General features: G+C 62.6%; 15 protein-coding genes. 13 read left to right on the top strand and 2 right to left on the bottom strand.

All coding sequences use genetic code 11. The annotated features are described in order from the left end of the window. Positions 1-145 precede the first annotated feature (145 nt). The gene (locus NKH89_RS28110) at positions 146-748 is read left to right on the top strand and encodes a hypothetical protein (RefSeq protein ID WP_023722887.1); all 603 of its coding nucleotides are present in this window, start codon (positions 146-148) and stop codon (positions 746-748) included. Between the two features lie 124 nt (positions 749-872). After that, positions 873-1,331, top strand: coding sequence for a hypothetical protein (locus tag NKH89_RS28105; protein WP_031195338.1), 459 nt, complete (start codon positions 873-875; stop codon positions 1,329-1,331). A gap of 66 nt (positions 1,332-1,397) precedes the next feature. Here NKH89_RS28105 and NKH89_RS28100 read toward each other — a convergent pair whose 3' ends face one another. After that, a complete protein-coding gene (locus NKH89_RS28100; RefSeq protein ID WP_023722890.1) occupies positions 1,398-1,523 on the bottom strand; it encodes a hypothetical protein in 126 nt (41 codons plus the stop codon). 382 nt (positions 1,524-1,905) lie between these two features. Here NKH89_RS28100 and NKH89_RS35885 point away from each other — a divergent pair, with 382 nt between their 5' ends. From NKH89_RS35885 to NKH89_RS28045, 11 genes are all read left to right on the top strand, one after another. Next, complete coding sequence (locus NKH89_RS35885) at positions 1,906-2,454, top strand: hypothetical protein (protein ID WP_023722891.1); 549 nt, start codon at positions 1,906-1,908, stop codon at positions 2,452-2,454. 73 nt (positions 2,455-2,527) lie between these two features. Beyond that, a complete protein-coding gene (msuE, locus tag NKH89_RS28090) occupies positions 2,528-3,097 on the top strand; it encodes an FMN reductase (protein ID WP_352516267.1) in 570 nt (189 codons plus the stop codon). 27 nt (positions 3,098-3,124) lie between these two features. Then, positions 3,125-4,225, top strand: a complete 1,101-nt coding sequence (sfnG, locus tag NKH89_RS28085; RefSeq protein WP_352516268.1) for a dimethylsulfone monooxygenase SfnG — start codon at positions 3,125-3,127, stop codon at positions 4,223-4,225. A gap of 55 nt (positions 4,226-4,280) precedes the next feature. After that, positions 4,281-5,186 carry an ABC transporter ATP-binding protein gene (locus NKH89_RS28080; RefSeq protein ID WP_352910729.1) on the top strand — a complete coding sequence of 302 codons (906 nt, stop codon included), beginning with the start codon at positions 4,281-4,283 and terminating at the stop codon, positions 5,184-5,186. Then, positions 5,183-6,079, top strand: a complete 897-nt coding sequence (locus NKH89_RS28075; RefSeq protein ID WP_023722895.1) for a branched-chain amino acid ABC transporter permease — start codon at positions 5,183-5,185, stop codon at positions 6,077-6,079. The genes NKH89_RS28080 and NKH89_RS28075 overlap by 4 nt, the downstream gene beginning before the upstream one ends. A gap of 3 nt (positions 6,080-6,082) precedes the next feature. Continuing rightward, positions 6,083-7,120: a branched-chain amino acid ABC transporter permease gene (locus NKH89_RS28070; protein ID WP_352496334.1), complete on the top strand. Its 1,038-nt coding sequence runs from the start codon at positions 6,083-6,085 to the stop codon at positions 7,118-7,120. A 49-nt stretch (positions 7,121-7,169) separates the two neighbouring features. Next, positions 7,170-8,501, top strand: coding sequence for an ABC transporter substrate-binding protein (locus tag NKH89_RS28065; protein WP_352516270.1), 1,332 nt, complete (start codon positions 7,170-7,172; stop codon positions 8,499-8,501). 64 nt (positions 8,502-8,565) lie between these two features. Next, positions 8,566-9,357, top strand: coding sequence for an ABC transporter ATP-binding protein (locus tag NKH89_RS28060; RefSeq protein ID WP_023722898.1), 792 nt, complete (start codon positions 8,566-8,568; stop codon positions 9,355-9,357). After that, positions 9,354-10,601 carry an SfnB family sulfur acquisition oxidoreductase gene (locus tag NKH89_RS28055; protein WP_352466344.1) on the top strand — a complete coding sequence of 416 codons (1,248 nt, stop codon included), beginning with the start codon at positions 9,354-9,356 and terminating at the stop codon, positions 10,599-10,601. The genes NKH89_RS28060 and NKH89_RS28055 overlap by 4 nt, the downstream gene beginning before the upstream one ends. A gap of 33 nt (positions 10,602-10,634) precedes the next feature. Beyond that, a complete protein-coding gene (gene ssuD, locus NKH89_RS28050) occupies positions 10,635-11,810 on the top strand; it encodes an FMNH2-dependent alkanesulfonate monooxygenase (protein ID WP_023722900.1) in 1,176 nt (391 codons plus the stop codon). Then, the gene (locus NKH89_RS28045) at positions 11,807-13,222 is read left to right on the top strand and encodes an FAD/NAD(P)-binding protein (protein ID WP_352910726.1); all 1,416 of its coding nucleotides are present in this window, start codon (positions 11,807-11,809) and stop codon (positions 13,220-13,222) included. The genes ssuD and NKH89_RS28045 overlap by 4 nt, the downstream gene beginning before the upstream one ends. A 396-nt stretch (positions 13,223-13,618) precedes the next feature. Here NKH89_RS28045 and NKH89_RS28040 read toward each other — a convergent pair whose 3' ends face one another. Continuing rightward, positions 13,619-14,677 (bottom strand): class I SAM-dependent methyltransferase, encoded by a 1,059-nt coding sequence (locus tag NKH89_RS28040; RefSeq protein ID WP_031195349.1) that lies wholly within the window; start codon positions 14,675-14,677, stop codon positions 13,619-13,621. Positions 14,678-14,681 lie beyond the last annotated feature (4 nt).

The following is a 14,681-nucleotide window of genomic DNA, read 5'->3' as shown; positions in this document are numbered from 1 at the left end:
TGTTGGCGCGCAACGGGTTGTTGACCAGGCCCGCGTCGTCTCGTTTCATAAATCGATGTAGTCGCACAACCTGCCTTCTCGATCTGTCCTTTTTCGCGCGGATGATCCATAGTAAAGTATCAGAATCCGCAGCGAGGAAAAGGCTATGAACATGCTGAAATATCTCTTGGTGGGTGCCACCGTCGTCGTGGGCGCCGCGGCTCTTCCATCCCAATCACAGGCATCGGAATGGGGCTGTCAGGTCCTCCTCTGCCTGTCCGGTGACTGGCAGGCCACTCCTTCTTGCCACCCGTCAATCTACAAGTTGATGGCGGCGATGAAAGCGCCGGGTTTTAACTGGCCGATCTGTCCACAAGCCAACTCCAGCGCCGCGAGATTCGAGAAGTATGAGGATTGTCCAGCTGGCTGGCAAGCAGCTGGCAGCTACGACTCCGATCGGCGAGGAATGAGGCAAGAACGGAACATCTGCCGTATCAGCTCCGACAGGCTCACCCTGCCCGCCACTTTCACGAATAGTCGTCTCGGCCAAGACCATGACAACGGATCTCGACAGGCCCAGATCGAAATCAACGGTAGGTTGGTGACGGCAAAAATCCAGATCACGGGCAACGATAGAGGGCATTCCCTTGGTAATGGCCCCACCTACTACACCATCTCTCGGCCGGTGCGCGGAAAGCCCTGGTTCATCGAGTATGACGACGCGAACGGCATGCGCCAGAAAAGCTGGTTCAATCTCAACATGCCATAAGCCAGGCGATCACGCAGGATGAGTCGCCATGAGGATCACAGGCGTGTCTGTCCGGTTCATTCACCCCGACGCCAGCGATAGCTTCGAGACAGCAATACGGTACTGGATCAGGGAAGGGTAATAAGTGTTGAAGGCGCTGCTCCTGTCGACTGCGATAATGGGCCCATGGGCAGGCTTGGCGGTGGCTAGCCAGAGCGAGAAGCCGCGATCGAGCGCGGACAATCCGATGTGGCCCGCTTCACTGAAATGGGACTGCAAGACCGCCGCCAAAATCGTGTGTGAGCGTGACGGCAGTTGCACAGTGGCCGAGGACCATACTAGGTTTGTGCTGAACTATGGCAGCAACGAAGCTGAGTTCCCGGCCAGCAATGTCAGGATCAAACGGCACTATCAACAGACCGTGCAGGCAAGCCCTTTGCAGCAGGAAGTTAAAGTCGAACTGGCTGACAATCGCGTTCTTTGGCTGACGGCCGTGGATGCCAGCCGCACTTATTCGGAAGCCTGGGTCGGCGCAATGAGCGAGTTGAAGGGCGGCGCGGTACTCATGGAATCCGAGGGCGTCTATTGTATGCCGCACAAGTGAGTGAGCCGAGAGGGAAGGCGAGCGAAAACCGATATGTTCTGACCTCGGGCGCCAGCCACCGGCGTTTCAGAAAAGTCCGGCATAACCGTCTTCCCGGTCTAGTTTCATCAGACGATCAGCCGTCGACTCCTGCGCAGCGGCGTCCTGACCCATCACGGCCAGCGCAGCGAACAGCCCAACAGATTTCCTCATCCAAGTCCCCTCACGCCAAGGACCAAGAACGTTTTGCCTTGCCTGGCGAGAGCTGGGTGCGGATGGTCAGGAGGTCTTGCATGACTAACCTGTCAACAATGAAACGAACATTCCATGGCACGGTGCTCGAGCGCATCGTGGTGGTGGGGCTGGGCGGCCTGCCCCTGACCGCAACGATCGACAATCTGCCGGAAGCGTATCCGGGCGGACAAGTCGCGCGAGGCGGGCGCCTGGGCCTGCTCGGCAATCGCGACATCATGGATACGCCGTTCAACATAGGCAGCTACACGGCGCAAACGATCGAGGATCAGGGCGCACGCACGGTGGACGACGTGATGATCAATGATCCTTGGTACGGAGCACCCATTCAACCGGCGGGATATTGGATTCCTTCTACATTCGCGGCTTTCCGATCAATGAAGGAAATTTTGGCGAGGTCGCGTTCGATGGTGTGTTCGGGGTCGCGCCGACCTATCGCTTGTTCACCGATTATATCGAGCGATCGAGGTTCTCAAAGGACCGGTGGCGCTCCTTTATGGCATCGCGCCGAACAGCAGTCTCGGGGGGTACGACCAATATCATCCCAAGCGCGCGGGCCGAGGTCGATCTGACACGGTCGAGCCCCCAGGGCGGCGGGCATCTCGATGTGAGCGGGCGTTTCGGCGCCGAGCGGCAGTTCGGGGTCCGATTCAACGGCAGCTATCACGGCGGCGACGCCGATCGACGACCAAAAGCGCGACGTGCCGGTGGTGACAATCTGCGGCGCGGGCCGCACCGGGCAACGGAGCGCCGATCGCCACGATCAAGCCTGGCCGGTCTGCGCCCGCGGTTTGCCGCCAATCGGATGTTAGAGCTCATGCTAATGAGGCGTCAGCACTCCGATTTTCTCAATGGTTTGGAAAAATCAAAAGATAATTCCTTATCTCTATAGATTTTGTGTAATATCGTACGATCCCGTGTTGGCAACCGGGCATCCCCTTGGTGGAACAGGAGATCGACGACACGTGGCAAGAATTTCGGTTCTCGGCATATCCGGCGGCGTTAGTACGCCATCCCGCACCACCGCGGTGGTGAGCGCGCTGGTCAAGGCGGTCGCGTCGCGTGTCCCGTCGGACGCCGGCCTGATCGAAATCACCGAGGCGGCGCCGTCGATTTTCGCCGGGCTGTCTCGTCGTGCGCTCGGCGCGTCTGGCGAAGCGATCATCCAGCGTGTCGAGAAGGCCGACCTGCTCGTGGTCGGAACGCCGGTCTATCGGGCGTCCTACACCGGCGCTCTCAAGCACCTGTTCGACCTCGTCGATTATCGTGCACTGACGGGCAAGACCGTGCTTCTCGCGGCGACCGGCGGAAGTCCATACCATGGCCTGGTTCTCGAACATCAGCTCCGGCCATTGTTCGGGTTTTTCGGGGCCGTCACCGTCCCGACCGGCGTCTACGGCGCGCCCGACGATTTCGTCGATGCCAAGATCGTCGGCGCAGCGATTTTCGAGCGCATCTCACGGGCCGCTACCGAAGCGGTCTCCTTGCTTAATTCCAGTGATGCAAACACTGCCGTCGCCACGCGCGTCGGTTGAAGCCAATCAAAAGGGGAAACGAACGAAATGACCTCGAATTCCGACGACGTGAAATTCGCCTACTGGGTCCCGAACGTTTCGGGCGGCCTTGTCATCTCCAACATCGAGCAGCGGACAGGCTGGGACATCGACTATAACCGAAAGCTTGCTCAGATCGCCGAGGCCAACGGCTTCGACTACGCGCTGAGCCAGATACGCTTCACGGCCGGCTATGGCGCCGACAACCAGCACGAATCCGTATCGTTCAGCCACGCCTTGCTTGCGGCGACCACAACGCTGAAAGTCATCGCGGCGATCCTGCCCGGCCCATGGAATCCAGCGCTGGCGGCCAAGCAGATAGCCACCATCAACCACCTGACCAATGGCCGTGTCGCGGTCAATGTCGTGAGCGGCTGGTTCCGCGGTGAGTTCGCCGCCATCGGCGAGCTGTGGCTCGACCATGACGAGCGCTATCGCCGCTCGGAGGAATTCATCCGTGCGCTGCGCGGCATCTGGACCGAGGATAATTTCACGCTAAAGGGCGACTTCTATCGCTTCACCAACTACTCGATGAAGCCGAAGCCGATCGATCCGCAGCCGGAGATCTTCCAGGGCGGCTCATCGCGCGCGGCGCGCGACATGGCTGCGCGGGTTTCCGACTGGTATTTCACCAACGGCAACACGCCGGAAGAGATCAAGAAGCAGGTTGACGACATCAAGACCAAGGCGAAGGCCAATGGCCACAAGGTGAAGATCGGCGTAAACGCCTTTGCCATCGCTCGCGAAACCGAGGCAGAAGCGCGCACCGTGCTCGACGAGATCATCGCCAAGGCCAATCCGGAGGCGGTGCAGGGTTTCGCCGATGAGGTCAAGAATGCCGGCAAGGCCTCGCCGGAAGGCGAAGGCAACTGGGCGAAATCCTCCTTCGAGGATCTTGTCCAATACAATGACGGCTTCCGCAGCAATCTCATCGGCACGCCGGAACAGATTGCCGAACGCATCCTCAAGCTGAAGGATGCCGGCGCGGATCTGATCCTGCTCGGTTTCCTGCATTTCCAGGAAGAGGTGGAGTTCTTCGGCAAGCGCGTCATCCCTCTGGTGCGCGAACTGGAAGCGGCGCGCGACAGGGAGCTCGTCGCCGCGGAATAGGACAGGCACGGCCTTCAGGCCGCCGCCCGCACGCCTTCAAAATTAGGAATGTTTCATGATTGGTGCTTCGCTGGGAGCCGCCGCATACGAGCGCTCGCCCGAAATTTCCGGCATTCTTGCTGGTGCTGATCCCGTCGAGGACACGCGCCCGGCGCGCCTGTCGCCAAAGGCTGATGCGATCCTGGCGCTGGGCGGGATCAGCATTTCCTTTGGTGGCGTCACGGCACTGCGGGATGTCGACCTCGAGGTCAAAAGCCGCGAGATTCGCGCTGTGATCGGTCCCAATGGCGCCGGCAAATCCTCGCTGATCAACATCATCAGCGGCCTCTATCACGCCGATCAGGGCAAGATCGCGATCGATGGCCAGTCCTTCTCCCGGGTGTCGGCAAGCCGTCTGGCACGGCTCGGCGTCGCGCGCACCTTCCAGAACCTGGCACTGTTCGGTGGGCTTTCAGTGCGCGACAACATCGCGTCGGGCCGCGTCCACACCCGGCGCGCCAGCTTCGTCGAACATATCGCTGGTCTACCGCGCGCCCGGCGCGAAGATGCCGCGATCGCTGAAAAGGTCGACCAGACAATCGCCTTCCTGCATCTCGAGGCCGTCGCCGATCGCCTGGTCGCAACGCTGCCCTACGGCCTGCAGAAGCGGGTCGAACTGGCGCGCGCCCTCGTCGCCGAGCCGAAGATCCTGCTGCTCGACGAGCCGATGGCCGGCATGACGGCGACCGAGAAGGCCGAGATGGCCGGTTTCGTGCGCGCAGCGCGCGACCGGCACGACGTCACCATCCTCCTCATCGAACACGACATCGGCGTGGTCATGGGACTCTCCGACCGCGTCGCCGTGCTCGACTACGGCCGCAAGATCGCCGACGGGACACCGGCCGAGGTCAGGGCCAATCCGGCGGTGATCCGGGCCTATATCGGCACCGCCGAAGGCGAAGATGGCGAGGGCATCCGATGAGCTACTATGATTTCCTCTTCGTCATCGAGGTGCTGGTCGGTGGCTTGCTCTCAGGCGTCATGTATTCGCTCGTCGCCATCGGTTTCGTGCTGATCTACAAGACGTCGGGCGTGCTGAACTTCGCGCAAGGGTCGATGGTGCTGTTCGCCGCACTCACCTTTGTCAGCCTTGTCGAACGCGGCATCCCGTTTGCGCTTTCGCTGCTCATTACCCTCGCGGTCATGGTTGCGCTGGGCTTCACCATCGAGCGAACTGTGCTGAGGCCGCTGGTCAATCGCTCGCCGATGACGCTGTTCATGGCCACGCTTGGCCTGTCTTACATCATTGAAGGCGCTGCCCAGTTGGTGTGGGGCACGCAGGTGCACGGGCTCGATCTCGGCATCGACGACACGCCGTTCGAGGTCGGCGGCATCCTGATCTCGTCGTTCGATCTTCTTGCTGCAGGCATTGCCGCGGCGATGGTCGCCGGCTTGAGCGCATTCTTCTATTGGACCCGGATCGGCCTGGCGTTTCGCGCCGTCGCAGACGACCAGTTCGCCGCGCTTGCCGTCGGGCTGCGGCTGCCCCGGATCTGGGGAACGGTGTGGACGGCCGCGGGGTTCGTGGCACTGGTCGCGGGACTTTTGTGGGGCGCGCGCCTCGGCGTCCAGTTCTCGCTGTCGCTGATCGTGCTGAAGGCGCTGCCGGTGCTGGTGCTTGGCGGCTTCGATTCTATCCTCGGCGCCATCGTCGGCGGCCTCATCATCGGCGCCAGCGAGAAGCTCGCCGAGGTCTACCTCGGACCCTTTGTCGGTGGCGGCATCGAAGGCTGGTTCGCCTATGCGCTGGCGCTGGTCGTCCTGCTGGTGCGCCCCTCCGGCCTGTTTGGCCAGAAGACTGTCGAAAGGGTCTGACCGATGGCCGTGCAAGCGCTCGATGCCGCAAGGCTTCCCATCGACTGGCAGAGGTTAGCTCTGCCCGTCGCCCTGATTGCCGTGGCCTACGGCCTGATCCCCGCCTATGCGTCGAGCTATCTCGTCGAGGCGATCCTGCTGCCGTTCCTTGCGCTCAGCCTGGCGGCGGTCGGCCTCAACCTTTTGACCGGCTATTGCGGCCAGCTTTCGCTGGGCTCCTCCGCCTTCATGGCGGTCGGCGCTTTCGCCGCCTACAATTTCAACCTTCGGGTCGAAGGACTGCCGCTGGCTGCGACCATGATCCTGGCCGGGATTTCAGCCGCCGGCATCGGCGTCGTGTTCGGATTGCCGAGCCTGCGCCTGCGCGGCTTCTATCTCGCCGTCTCGACGCTCGCCGCCCAGTTCTTCGTGCAGTGGGCGCTGACCAAGTTCGGGTGGTTCTCCAACGACAACCCATCCGGAGTGATCTCGGCGCCGCACCTTGCCGTTGCGGGCTTCTCGCTCGACAGGGCGACGGGCCGCTACCTGCTCTCGGTGACCACGGTCATCGTGCTCACGGCGCTGGTCTGGCGCCTGGTCAACAGCGCGACCGGCCGCAATTTCATCGCCGTGCGCGACAACGAAACCGCCGCGCGGGTGATCGGCGTCCCTGTGCTGAAGACCAAGCTGCTGGCGTTCGCCATCTCGTCCTTCATCATCGGCGTCGCCGGGGTGCTGTGGGCCTTCACCTATCTGCGCACCGTCGAGCCGGCCGGCTTCAATCTCGACCGCTCGTTCCAGATCCTGTTCATCATCATCATCGGCGGGCTGGCCTCGATACGCGGCGCCTTTCTGGGAGCGGCGTTCATCGTCGTCTTTCCGCTCATCCTGTCGCGGCTTGGCGCCTTCCTGTTTGGCGGACTGTTCGATTCGGGTGTTCTCGACATGAGCCAGCGCATCGTGCTCGGCGCGCTCATCATCATCTTCCTCATCGCGGAACCGAACGGGCTGTCGGCCCTCTTCGACCGCCTGAAACGACGGATCGGCTCAAGGTCCAGCTGAGCGCCGCTCGACATCCTCTCACGGACCACAACCTCAGGAGACGCAATCCATGACCTTCTTCAGTCACCTCAAGAAAGCGGCGATCGCCACGGCCTTCGTCCTCGGCGCGACGGCGGTCCACGCCGACGAGCAGTATTTTCCCCTGCAGAGCTACCGCGTCGGCCCTTATGCCGCCGGCGGCACCGGCTTCTTCGGCGGCTTCATCGACTATCTCAACCTGATCAACATCCGCGACGGCGGCGTCAACGGCGTCAAGCTGACCTGGAGCGAGGGCGAGACGCAGTATGAGGTCGAGAAGGGCGTCGAGGTCTATGAACGATTGAAGAGCAATCCCGGCATCGCCGCCTGGAACCCGCTTTCGGTCGGCATCGCCTATGCCATGATCGACCGCATCACCGATGACAAGGTGCCGCTGATCACCATCAACCACGGCCGCACCGACACCACGGACGGACGCGTGTTCCCTTACGTCTTCCCGCTGCTGCTCAATCCGTATAGCGAGACCTCGGGCATCGTGAACTATATCGCCTCCAAGGAAGGTGGCCTCGACAAGCTCAAGGGCAAGAAGATCGTCGTGCTCTATCACGGCTCGCCCTATGGCAAGGAGACGATTCCGATCTATGAGCTGCTGTCGCAGAAATACGGCTTCGAGCTGTCGCAGATCGAGGTTCCGCATCCAGGCAACGAGCAGCAGGCGCAGTGGCTGACGATCCGTCGCGAGCATCCCGACTATGTGGTGCTGCGCGGCTGGGGCGTGATGAACCCGGTTGCGCTCAAGACCGCGCAGAAGACCGGCTTCCCGGCCGATCACATCGTCGGCAATGTCTGGTCGAATTCGGAAGAGGATGTGATCCCCGCGGGCGATGCCGCCAAGGGCTATACGGCCATCACCACCCAGGCGTCAGGCGAGCAGTATCCGGTGGTCCAGGAGATCGTCAAAACGGTCTACGGAGCCGGCAAAGGCAATCTCGAGGAAAAGAGCCGTATCGGCTCGGTCTACCACAATCTCGGCATCGTCAACGGCATCCTCAATGTCGAGGCGGTCCGCATCGCGCAGGCCAAGTTCGGCAACCGCACGCTCACCGGCGACGAAGTCCGCTGGGGCTTCGAGCATCTCAAGCTCGATCCGGCACGCGTCGAGGCGCTGGGCGCCAAGGACCTGTTCCACTCGATCAACGTCTCCTGGGACAATCACGAAGGTGACGGCTACGTGACCTTCCAGCAGTGGGACGGCAAGAAGTGGAACGTCGTCTCCGACTGGATTGCGCCCGACTGGAAGCTGCTGCGTCCGATCATCGAGAAGTCGTCCGAGGCCTATGCCAAGGAAAAGGGCATCAAGATCCGCACGGCCGAAGACGCCGAAGCAGTGGTCAGCAACTGAAGTCAAACAACTCGCGGCCGGCCCCCGGGCCGGCCGCGATTTCCTGCCTATTGCGGAGTCATCGATGTCCAGCCCGGAAAATCCGATCCTGTCGGTCAGTCGCGTGGAGGCCGTCTACAACGGCGCCATCGCCGCCCTGCACGGTGTCGACCTGTCGGTCGGTAAAGGCGAGATCGTCGCACTGCTCGGCTCCAACGGCGCCGGCAAGACGACGCTGCTACGCGCCATATCCAATCTCCTCCCGGCCGAGCGCGGCACCGTTACCGCTGGCCGGATCACTTTCGACGGCGAGGATGTCTCCAGGGCAAGCCCCTCTCACCTCGTCCGCAAGGGTCTGGTCCAGGTCCTCGAGGGCCGACACTGCTTCCGCTCGCTGACGGTCGAGGAGAACCTTCTGACCGGCGCGCTCGGGCGTTCGTCCTCCCGCACCGGCGTCAAGGCCGACCTCGACCGCGTCTATGCGCTTTTCCCCAGGCTCACCGGGAAGCGGCGAACCCGGTCCGGCCTCACCTCCGGCGGCGAGCAGCAGATGACGGCGATCGGCCGCGGTCTGATGTCGCGGCCGAAACTGTTCGTGCTGGACGAGCCTTCGATGGGGCTGGCGCCGCTGATCGTCGACGAGATTTTTAGCGCTTTGAAGCGGCTCAATCGGGACGAAGATCTTTCGATCCTTGTCGCCGAGCAGAATTCGGCAGTGGCGCTGAAATATGCCGACCGCGCCACCGTGCTCGAAAACGGAAAGAGCGTGCTGGAAGGGTCGGCCGCCGACCTGCGCCAGCGCGACGACATCAAGACCTACTATCTCGGCGGCACGCCGCTTCCATCGCAACATTTTCCCCAGGAGACCGCAGCATGACCATCCAATCGAAGCAGCCGTCCGATATCCGCAGCGCCGTCCCCCCGGTTGAGCGTCCGTCGGCCAGAGCGCATGTCATCAAGACCGACGCCGAGGCGATCGCTGTGGCGGAAAAACTGGCCGCAGACTTCGCCAAGGACGCCTCCAGGCGGGATCGCGAGCGCATCTGGCCGAAGGAAGAGCTCGATGCGTTTTCGCAGAGCGGCCTGTGGTCGATCAACGTGCCGAAGGCCTATGGCGGACCGGAACTCTCCTATGTGACGCTGTCGAAGGTGATCACCATCATCTCGGCGGCCGATCCGTCGCTCGGCCAGATTCCGCAGAACCATCTCGGCGTCGTCGCCGCCATCCGCACCGTCTCTGACGAGGCCCAGAAGCAGTTGCTCTTCGCCGAAGTTCTGTCCGGCACGCGGTTCGGCAACGCGTTCTCGGAATTCGGCTCCAAGCGGGCGGCCGATTTTGAGACCAAATTCGTCGACGCTGGCGACCACGTCGTGGTCAATGGCCAGAAATTTTATTCCAGCGGCGCGCTGCTCGCCCATCTGGTGCCGATCGTGGCGCTCGATGACGAGGGCCGGGCCTGGTATGCCATCGCCGATCGCGGCGCGCCCGGACTGACGGTCATCGACGACTGGTCGAGCTTCGGCCAGAAGACGACGCTGTCCGGCACAGTCCTGCTCGACAATGTGAAAGTGCCGAAGACGCATCTCGTCCCCGGCTACAAGGGCTATGACCGGCCGACGGCCGACGGCGCCATCTTCCAGATCATCCAGGCTGCTGTCGATCTCGGCATCGCCAACGCGGCGATCGACGAAACCGTCAGCTTCGTGCGCACCAAGTCGCGCGCGTGGATCGACAGCGGCGTCGATCATGCCTGGCAGGATCCCTACACGATCCAGGCGGTCGGCGACCTCCGCCTGCGGGCCAATGCGGCCGAGGCGGTTCTGGACAAGGCCGGCCTTGCGGTCGATCGCGCTGTGCTCGACGCCAACGATAAGACCGTCGCGGAAGCGCAGATCGCGGTTGCCGAATCCAAGATCCTCACCACCGAGATCGCCATCAACGCCACCAACAGACTTTTCGAACTCGCGGGCACGCGCTCGACATTGGCCGAGCACAATCTCGACCGGCATTGGCGCAACGCCCGCACCCACACGCTGCACGATCCCGTGCGCTGGAAATACGCGATCCTCGGCAACTATTACCTGAACGACGTCAATCCGCCGCTCCACGCCTGGAGCTGAGCGAGAACGCCGTAAAGTCACAAAGGACTGTTCATGAGCACTGCCATCCCCGACAGGATCAAGGTCCTGTGGTTTCTCCCGACCCATGGCGACAGCCGCTATCTCGGCACCTCCGAGGGGGGCAGGGCGGTCGACCTGCCCTATCTGACCCAGGTCGCCAAGGCCGCCGACGCCATTGGCTATTACGGCGCGCTGCTGCCGACCGGCCGAAGCTGCGAGGACAGCTGGGTCGTGGCGTCGGCGCTGGCGCCGTTGACGCAGCGGCTCCGCTTCCTCGTTGCGGTGCGGCCGGGCCTGCAATCGCCGACGCTTGCCGCGCGGATGACCTCGACGCTCGACCGCATTTCCGGCGGGCGCCTGCTTATCAACGTGGTCACCGGCGGTGACCCGGTCGAGAACAAGGGCGACGGCATCTTCCTCAGCCATGATGAGCGCTATGAGGTGACGCGGGAGTTTCTCGATATCTACAAGGCCGTGCTCAGCGGCGAGACCATTGCCTTCGAAGGCAAGCACTTCCGCATCGAGGACGGAAGGCTGCTGTTCCCGCCTGTGCAGACCCCGCATCCGCCGCTGTATTTCGGTGGCTCGTCGGAGGCGGCCAATGCGGTCGCCGCCGAGCAGATCGACAAATACCTCACCTGGGGCGAACCGCCGGCTGACGTCGCCGCCAAGGTCGACCATGTGCGCGGCCTTGCCGAGAAGGCCGGACGCCAGGTGAGTTTCGGCATCAGGCTGCATGTCATCGTTCGCGAAACCAATGACGAAGCCTGGGCCGATGCCGACCGCCTGATCAGCCGCCTGGACGACAAGACGATCGCCGAGGCGCAGAAGGTTTTCGCGCGCATGGATTCCGTCGGCCAGTCGCGCATGAGCCGGCTGCATGGCGGCCGTCGCGACAAACTCGAAATCAGTCCGAATCTGTGGGCCGGTGTCGGCCTGGTGCGCGGCGGCGCCGGCACCGCTCTGGTCGGCGATGCGGCGACGGTGGCGGAGCGCATCGACGAATACCGGCGCATCGGCATCGATACCTTCATCCTGTCCGGCTATCCGCATCTGGAGGAAGCCTATCGCTTCGGCGAACTGGTGCTGCCGCTGTTGCCGCTCGATCACGAAATCTCGACGCGGCCGACGGCGGTTAACATGGGCCCCTTCGGCGAAACGGTGGCCGGCGACCATCGCCCGTCGTCGCTGCGCGCGAGCCAGTCTTGAGCGCCAGCGAACCGATCATAGCGATTGTCGGCGGCGGCTTTTCAGGTGCGGCGACTGCGTTTCATCTGGCGCGGCTGCTCCCGGCCAGTGCATCCGATATCGTGGTCGTCGAGCCGCGCGAAAGGCTCGGCTATGGTCTGGCCTATTCGACGACCGATCCTTCACACCGCATCAATGTGCCGGCCTCGAGGATGACGCTGATCTCCGGCCAGGACAGCCACTTTGCCGACTGGCTGGAGCAGACCGGCGCCGTTCTGAATGACGCCGAGGCGATCACTACCAACGGCGCGGCCTATCCACAGCGTCGCGTTTTCGGCCGTTATGTCGAATCCCACCTTCAGCCATTTTTGCAAAGCAAGACGATTCGGCACGTCCGATCCGCCGTCGCGTCGGTCGAGCGTAACGGCGACGCATATCGCCTCATCCTTGCCGACGGAACGCTCGCGGCCGATGCATTGGTTGTCGCAACGACTCATCCGCCGCCGGCCTTACCGCCAGCCTTGCGCGCTATAGCCGGCGCCGCCGGTCTGGTCGCTAATCCCTATGATCTCGAACGACTGGAAGCGATCGAGCGCGACCACCATGTCCTGGTCGTCGGCACCGGGCTGACCTCGGCGGACGTCATCGCCACTCTCGACCGCAGGAGGCATCGCGGCAGCATCACAGCACTTTCGCGCCATGGCTACCGCTCGCGCAGCCATGCAGCCTCGCGTGGCGATCCGATCGGCGATTTCACGACCCTGCCTTCACGCAGCGCAACGGCACTGTTCAGGCGCATCCGGGCCACGATCCTTGATGCCAAGCGTCGGGGCGAAGGCTGGCACCCGGTGCTCGACGCCGTCCGGCGACAGGGGCAAATCATCTGGCAGGCCTTGCCGCTCGCCGAGCAGCGCCGCGTGGTGCGCCATCTTCGCGCGCTGTGGGATGTGCATCGCTTCCGCATCGCTCCACAGATCGCGGCCGTGCTTGATCGCGGCGTTGCCGAGGGCAGGCTTGCCTATCGCGCCGCAACGATTGTCGGCGCCGAACAGGTCGACGGACGCATTTGCGTCAGGCAGCGGCTGCGTGGCCAACGCAGCCTCGTTGTCGAGGCTTTCGACAGTGTGATCGTGACGACCGGACCGGCGCACGCCGATATCTTGCGGACCAACACGGCGATTGCGGCGCTCGAGCGGATGGGATTGGTCCGGCTCGACCCGATTGGTCTTGGTTTGGAGACCGACAGCCAAGGCCGTGCGGTCGGCACATCCGGGCGCCCGACCGACAGCATTTTCGTCAGCGGGCCATTGGCGCGCGGCAGCGTCGGCGAACTGATGGGAATTCCCGAAGTCACCGCACATGCCGAGCGCATCGCCGCCGAAATTCACCAATGGTTGGGATACCAAACGGCGTTGCGTCGCAAGGCGTCGTGAAGCTGTGATTAGCATGAGTCTATTCAGATGACACTGACGGAACGCATCGCCAGGATTGAAAGCGCCTTCGAGGTTTATGAAAGCGCCATTGGTCGCAGTGCCGCTCCTGGCGCTTTTCGCGTTTGTCGCCGACGCCGCCGAAGTCGCCCAAGTTCAGGTGGAGAGACTGCGCGTTTGAGCGGAGTACGGTCTTCGGAGTTGGCTTCTCTGAGAGCACCGAAGTAGTCTAGGCGACGAGCTTGGCTGCGTGTGCCTTCAACTACTGTTGGCTTCTAACAACTCCAATCTGATGTCAGGGGGGTGACGCCTCTGGAAATTTGTCGATAACTGTGAGTTCGGATTTTGACGAGATCTTCACCATAAAGCGATGAGCTGCAATTTCTAGCGACGGCCGCGCTAGGGACGGGCCTCCAGCACCATGTTGAACGGCGTCTCCGTGGCGCGACGGAATCGCTTGAAGCCGCCGCCGGTCACCACCTTGCGTAGCCTCGCCTCGCCGGCCTGGGCGCCAAGCCCGAGCCCGACTTCCTGCGACAGGGATGCGGGCGTGCACACGAACGTGGAAGCGGCATAGTAAACGCGTCCGACGGGATTGAGGTTCGCCGCTAGATGATTATGCGCGAACGGCTCGACGATCATCCACGTGCCATCCGGCTTGAGCGACCCGTGGACATGGGTGGCGGCGCCCGCCGGGTCGCCCATGTCGTGAAGGCAATCGAAAAAAGCGACGAGGTCATAGGTGCCGGGGTAGGTCTTGGCGGCCGCGACCTCGAAGCGCGTGTTGGCGCCGACGCCGGCTTCCTCGGCGGCCTTGCGGGCGCGCTCGATCGAAGGGGCGTGATAATCGAAGCCGACGAAGCGCGAATTGGGGAAAGCACGTGCCATGAGCACCGTCGATGCGCCATGACCGCATCCGACATCCGCGACCTCCACGCCGCGTTCGAGCTTCTCGACTACGCCCTCCAGGGCCGGCAGCCAGGAGTCGATCAGATTGGCATTATAGCCTGGACGGAAGAACCGCTCCGTGCCGCGAAACAGACACGCGCTATGATCGTGCCATGCAACGCCCTTGCCGGACTGGAACGCTTGCCTCACCTTTTCTTCGTCGAGCCACAGCGCGGATAGGAACTCGAATGCGCCAGCCATGAAGGCCGGGCTATTTTCATCGGCGAACACCAGTTCCTGCTCGGCGTTGAGATAGAAATTGTTGTTGGCTTCATCGTAGTCGACATACCCCGCAGCCGCCTGCCCGGAAAGCCATTCCGTTACAAGGCGCTCCTGGGTGCCGGTGCGTGTCGAAAGTTCGGCGGCAGTCATCTTGCCGCCTTCGCGCAATGCCTCGAACAGGCCGAGTTTGTCTCCCAACAAGACTCCCGCGCCCGTAGCGATCGCACCGAGATCGCAGACCATTTTCTCCAAGAATGTGTCCAACTTTTGCTGACTCGCTTCAGACATCGGA

Source organism: Mesorhizobium sp. M0923, from assembly GCF_040319365.1.
In the GTDB taxonomy this organism is placed as follows: Bacteria; Pseudomonadota; Alphaproteobacteria; order Rhizobiales; family Rhizobiaceae; genus Mesorhizobium.
Note: the sequence above shows the minus strand (reverse complement) of the source record. Positions and strands in the feature narration are given on the sequence as shown.

Bases quoted from the DNA above. Each gene is read 5' to 3' on its own strand.
- NKH89_RS28040 (WP_031195349.1), bottom strand. From the start codon at position 14,677: ATGTCTGAAGCGAGTCAGCAAAAGTTGGACACATTCTTGGAGAAAATG.
- ssuD (WP_023722900.1), top strand. From the start codon at position 10,635: ATGAGCACTGCCATCCCCGACAGGATCAAGGTCCTGTGGTTTCTCCCG.
- NKH89_RS28065 (WP_352516270.1), top strand. From the start codon at position 7,170: ATGACCTTCTTCAGTCACCTCAAGAAAGCGGCGATCGCCACGGCCTTC.
- NKH89_RS28060 (WP_023722898.1), top strand. From the start codon at position 8,566: ATGTCCAGCCCGGAAAATCCGATCCTGTCGGTCAGTCGCGTGGAGGCC.
- NKH89_RS28055 (WP_352466344.1), top strand. From the start codon at position 9,354: ATGACCATCCAATCGAAGCAGCCGTCCGATATCCGCAGCGCCGTCCCC.
- NKH89_RS28075 (WP_023722895.1), top strand. From the start codon at position 5,183: ATGAGCTACTATGATTTCCTCTTCGTCATCGAGGTGCTGGTCGGTGGC.
- NKH89_RS28110 (WP_023722887.1), top strand. From the start codon at position 146: ATGAACATGCTGAAATATCTCTTGGTGGGTGCCACCGTCGTCGTGGGC.
- sfnG (WP_352516268.1), top strand. From the start codon at position 3,125: ATGACCTCGAATTCCGACGACGTGAAATTCGCCTACTGGGTCCCGAAC.
- NKH89_RS28070 (WP_352496334.1), top strand. From the start codon at position 6,083: ATGGCCGTGCAAGCGCTCGATGCCGCAAGGCTTCCCATCGACTGGCAG.
- NKH89_RS28080 (WP_352910729.1), top strand. From the start codon at position 4,281: ATGATTGGTGCTTCGCTGGGAGCCGCCGCATACGAGCGCTCGCCCGAA.
- NKH89_RS28100 (WP_023722890.1), bottom strand. From the start codon at position 1,523: ATGAGGAAATCTGTTGGGCTGTTCGCTGCGCTGGCCGTGATGGGTCAG.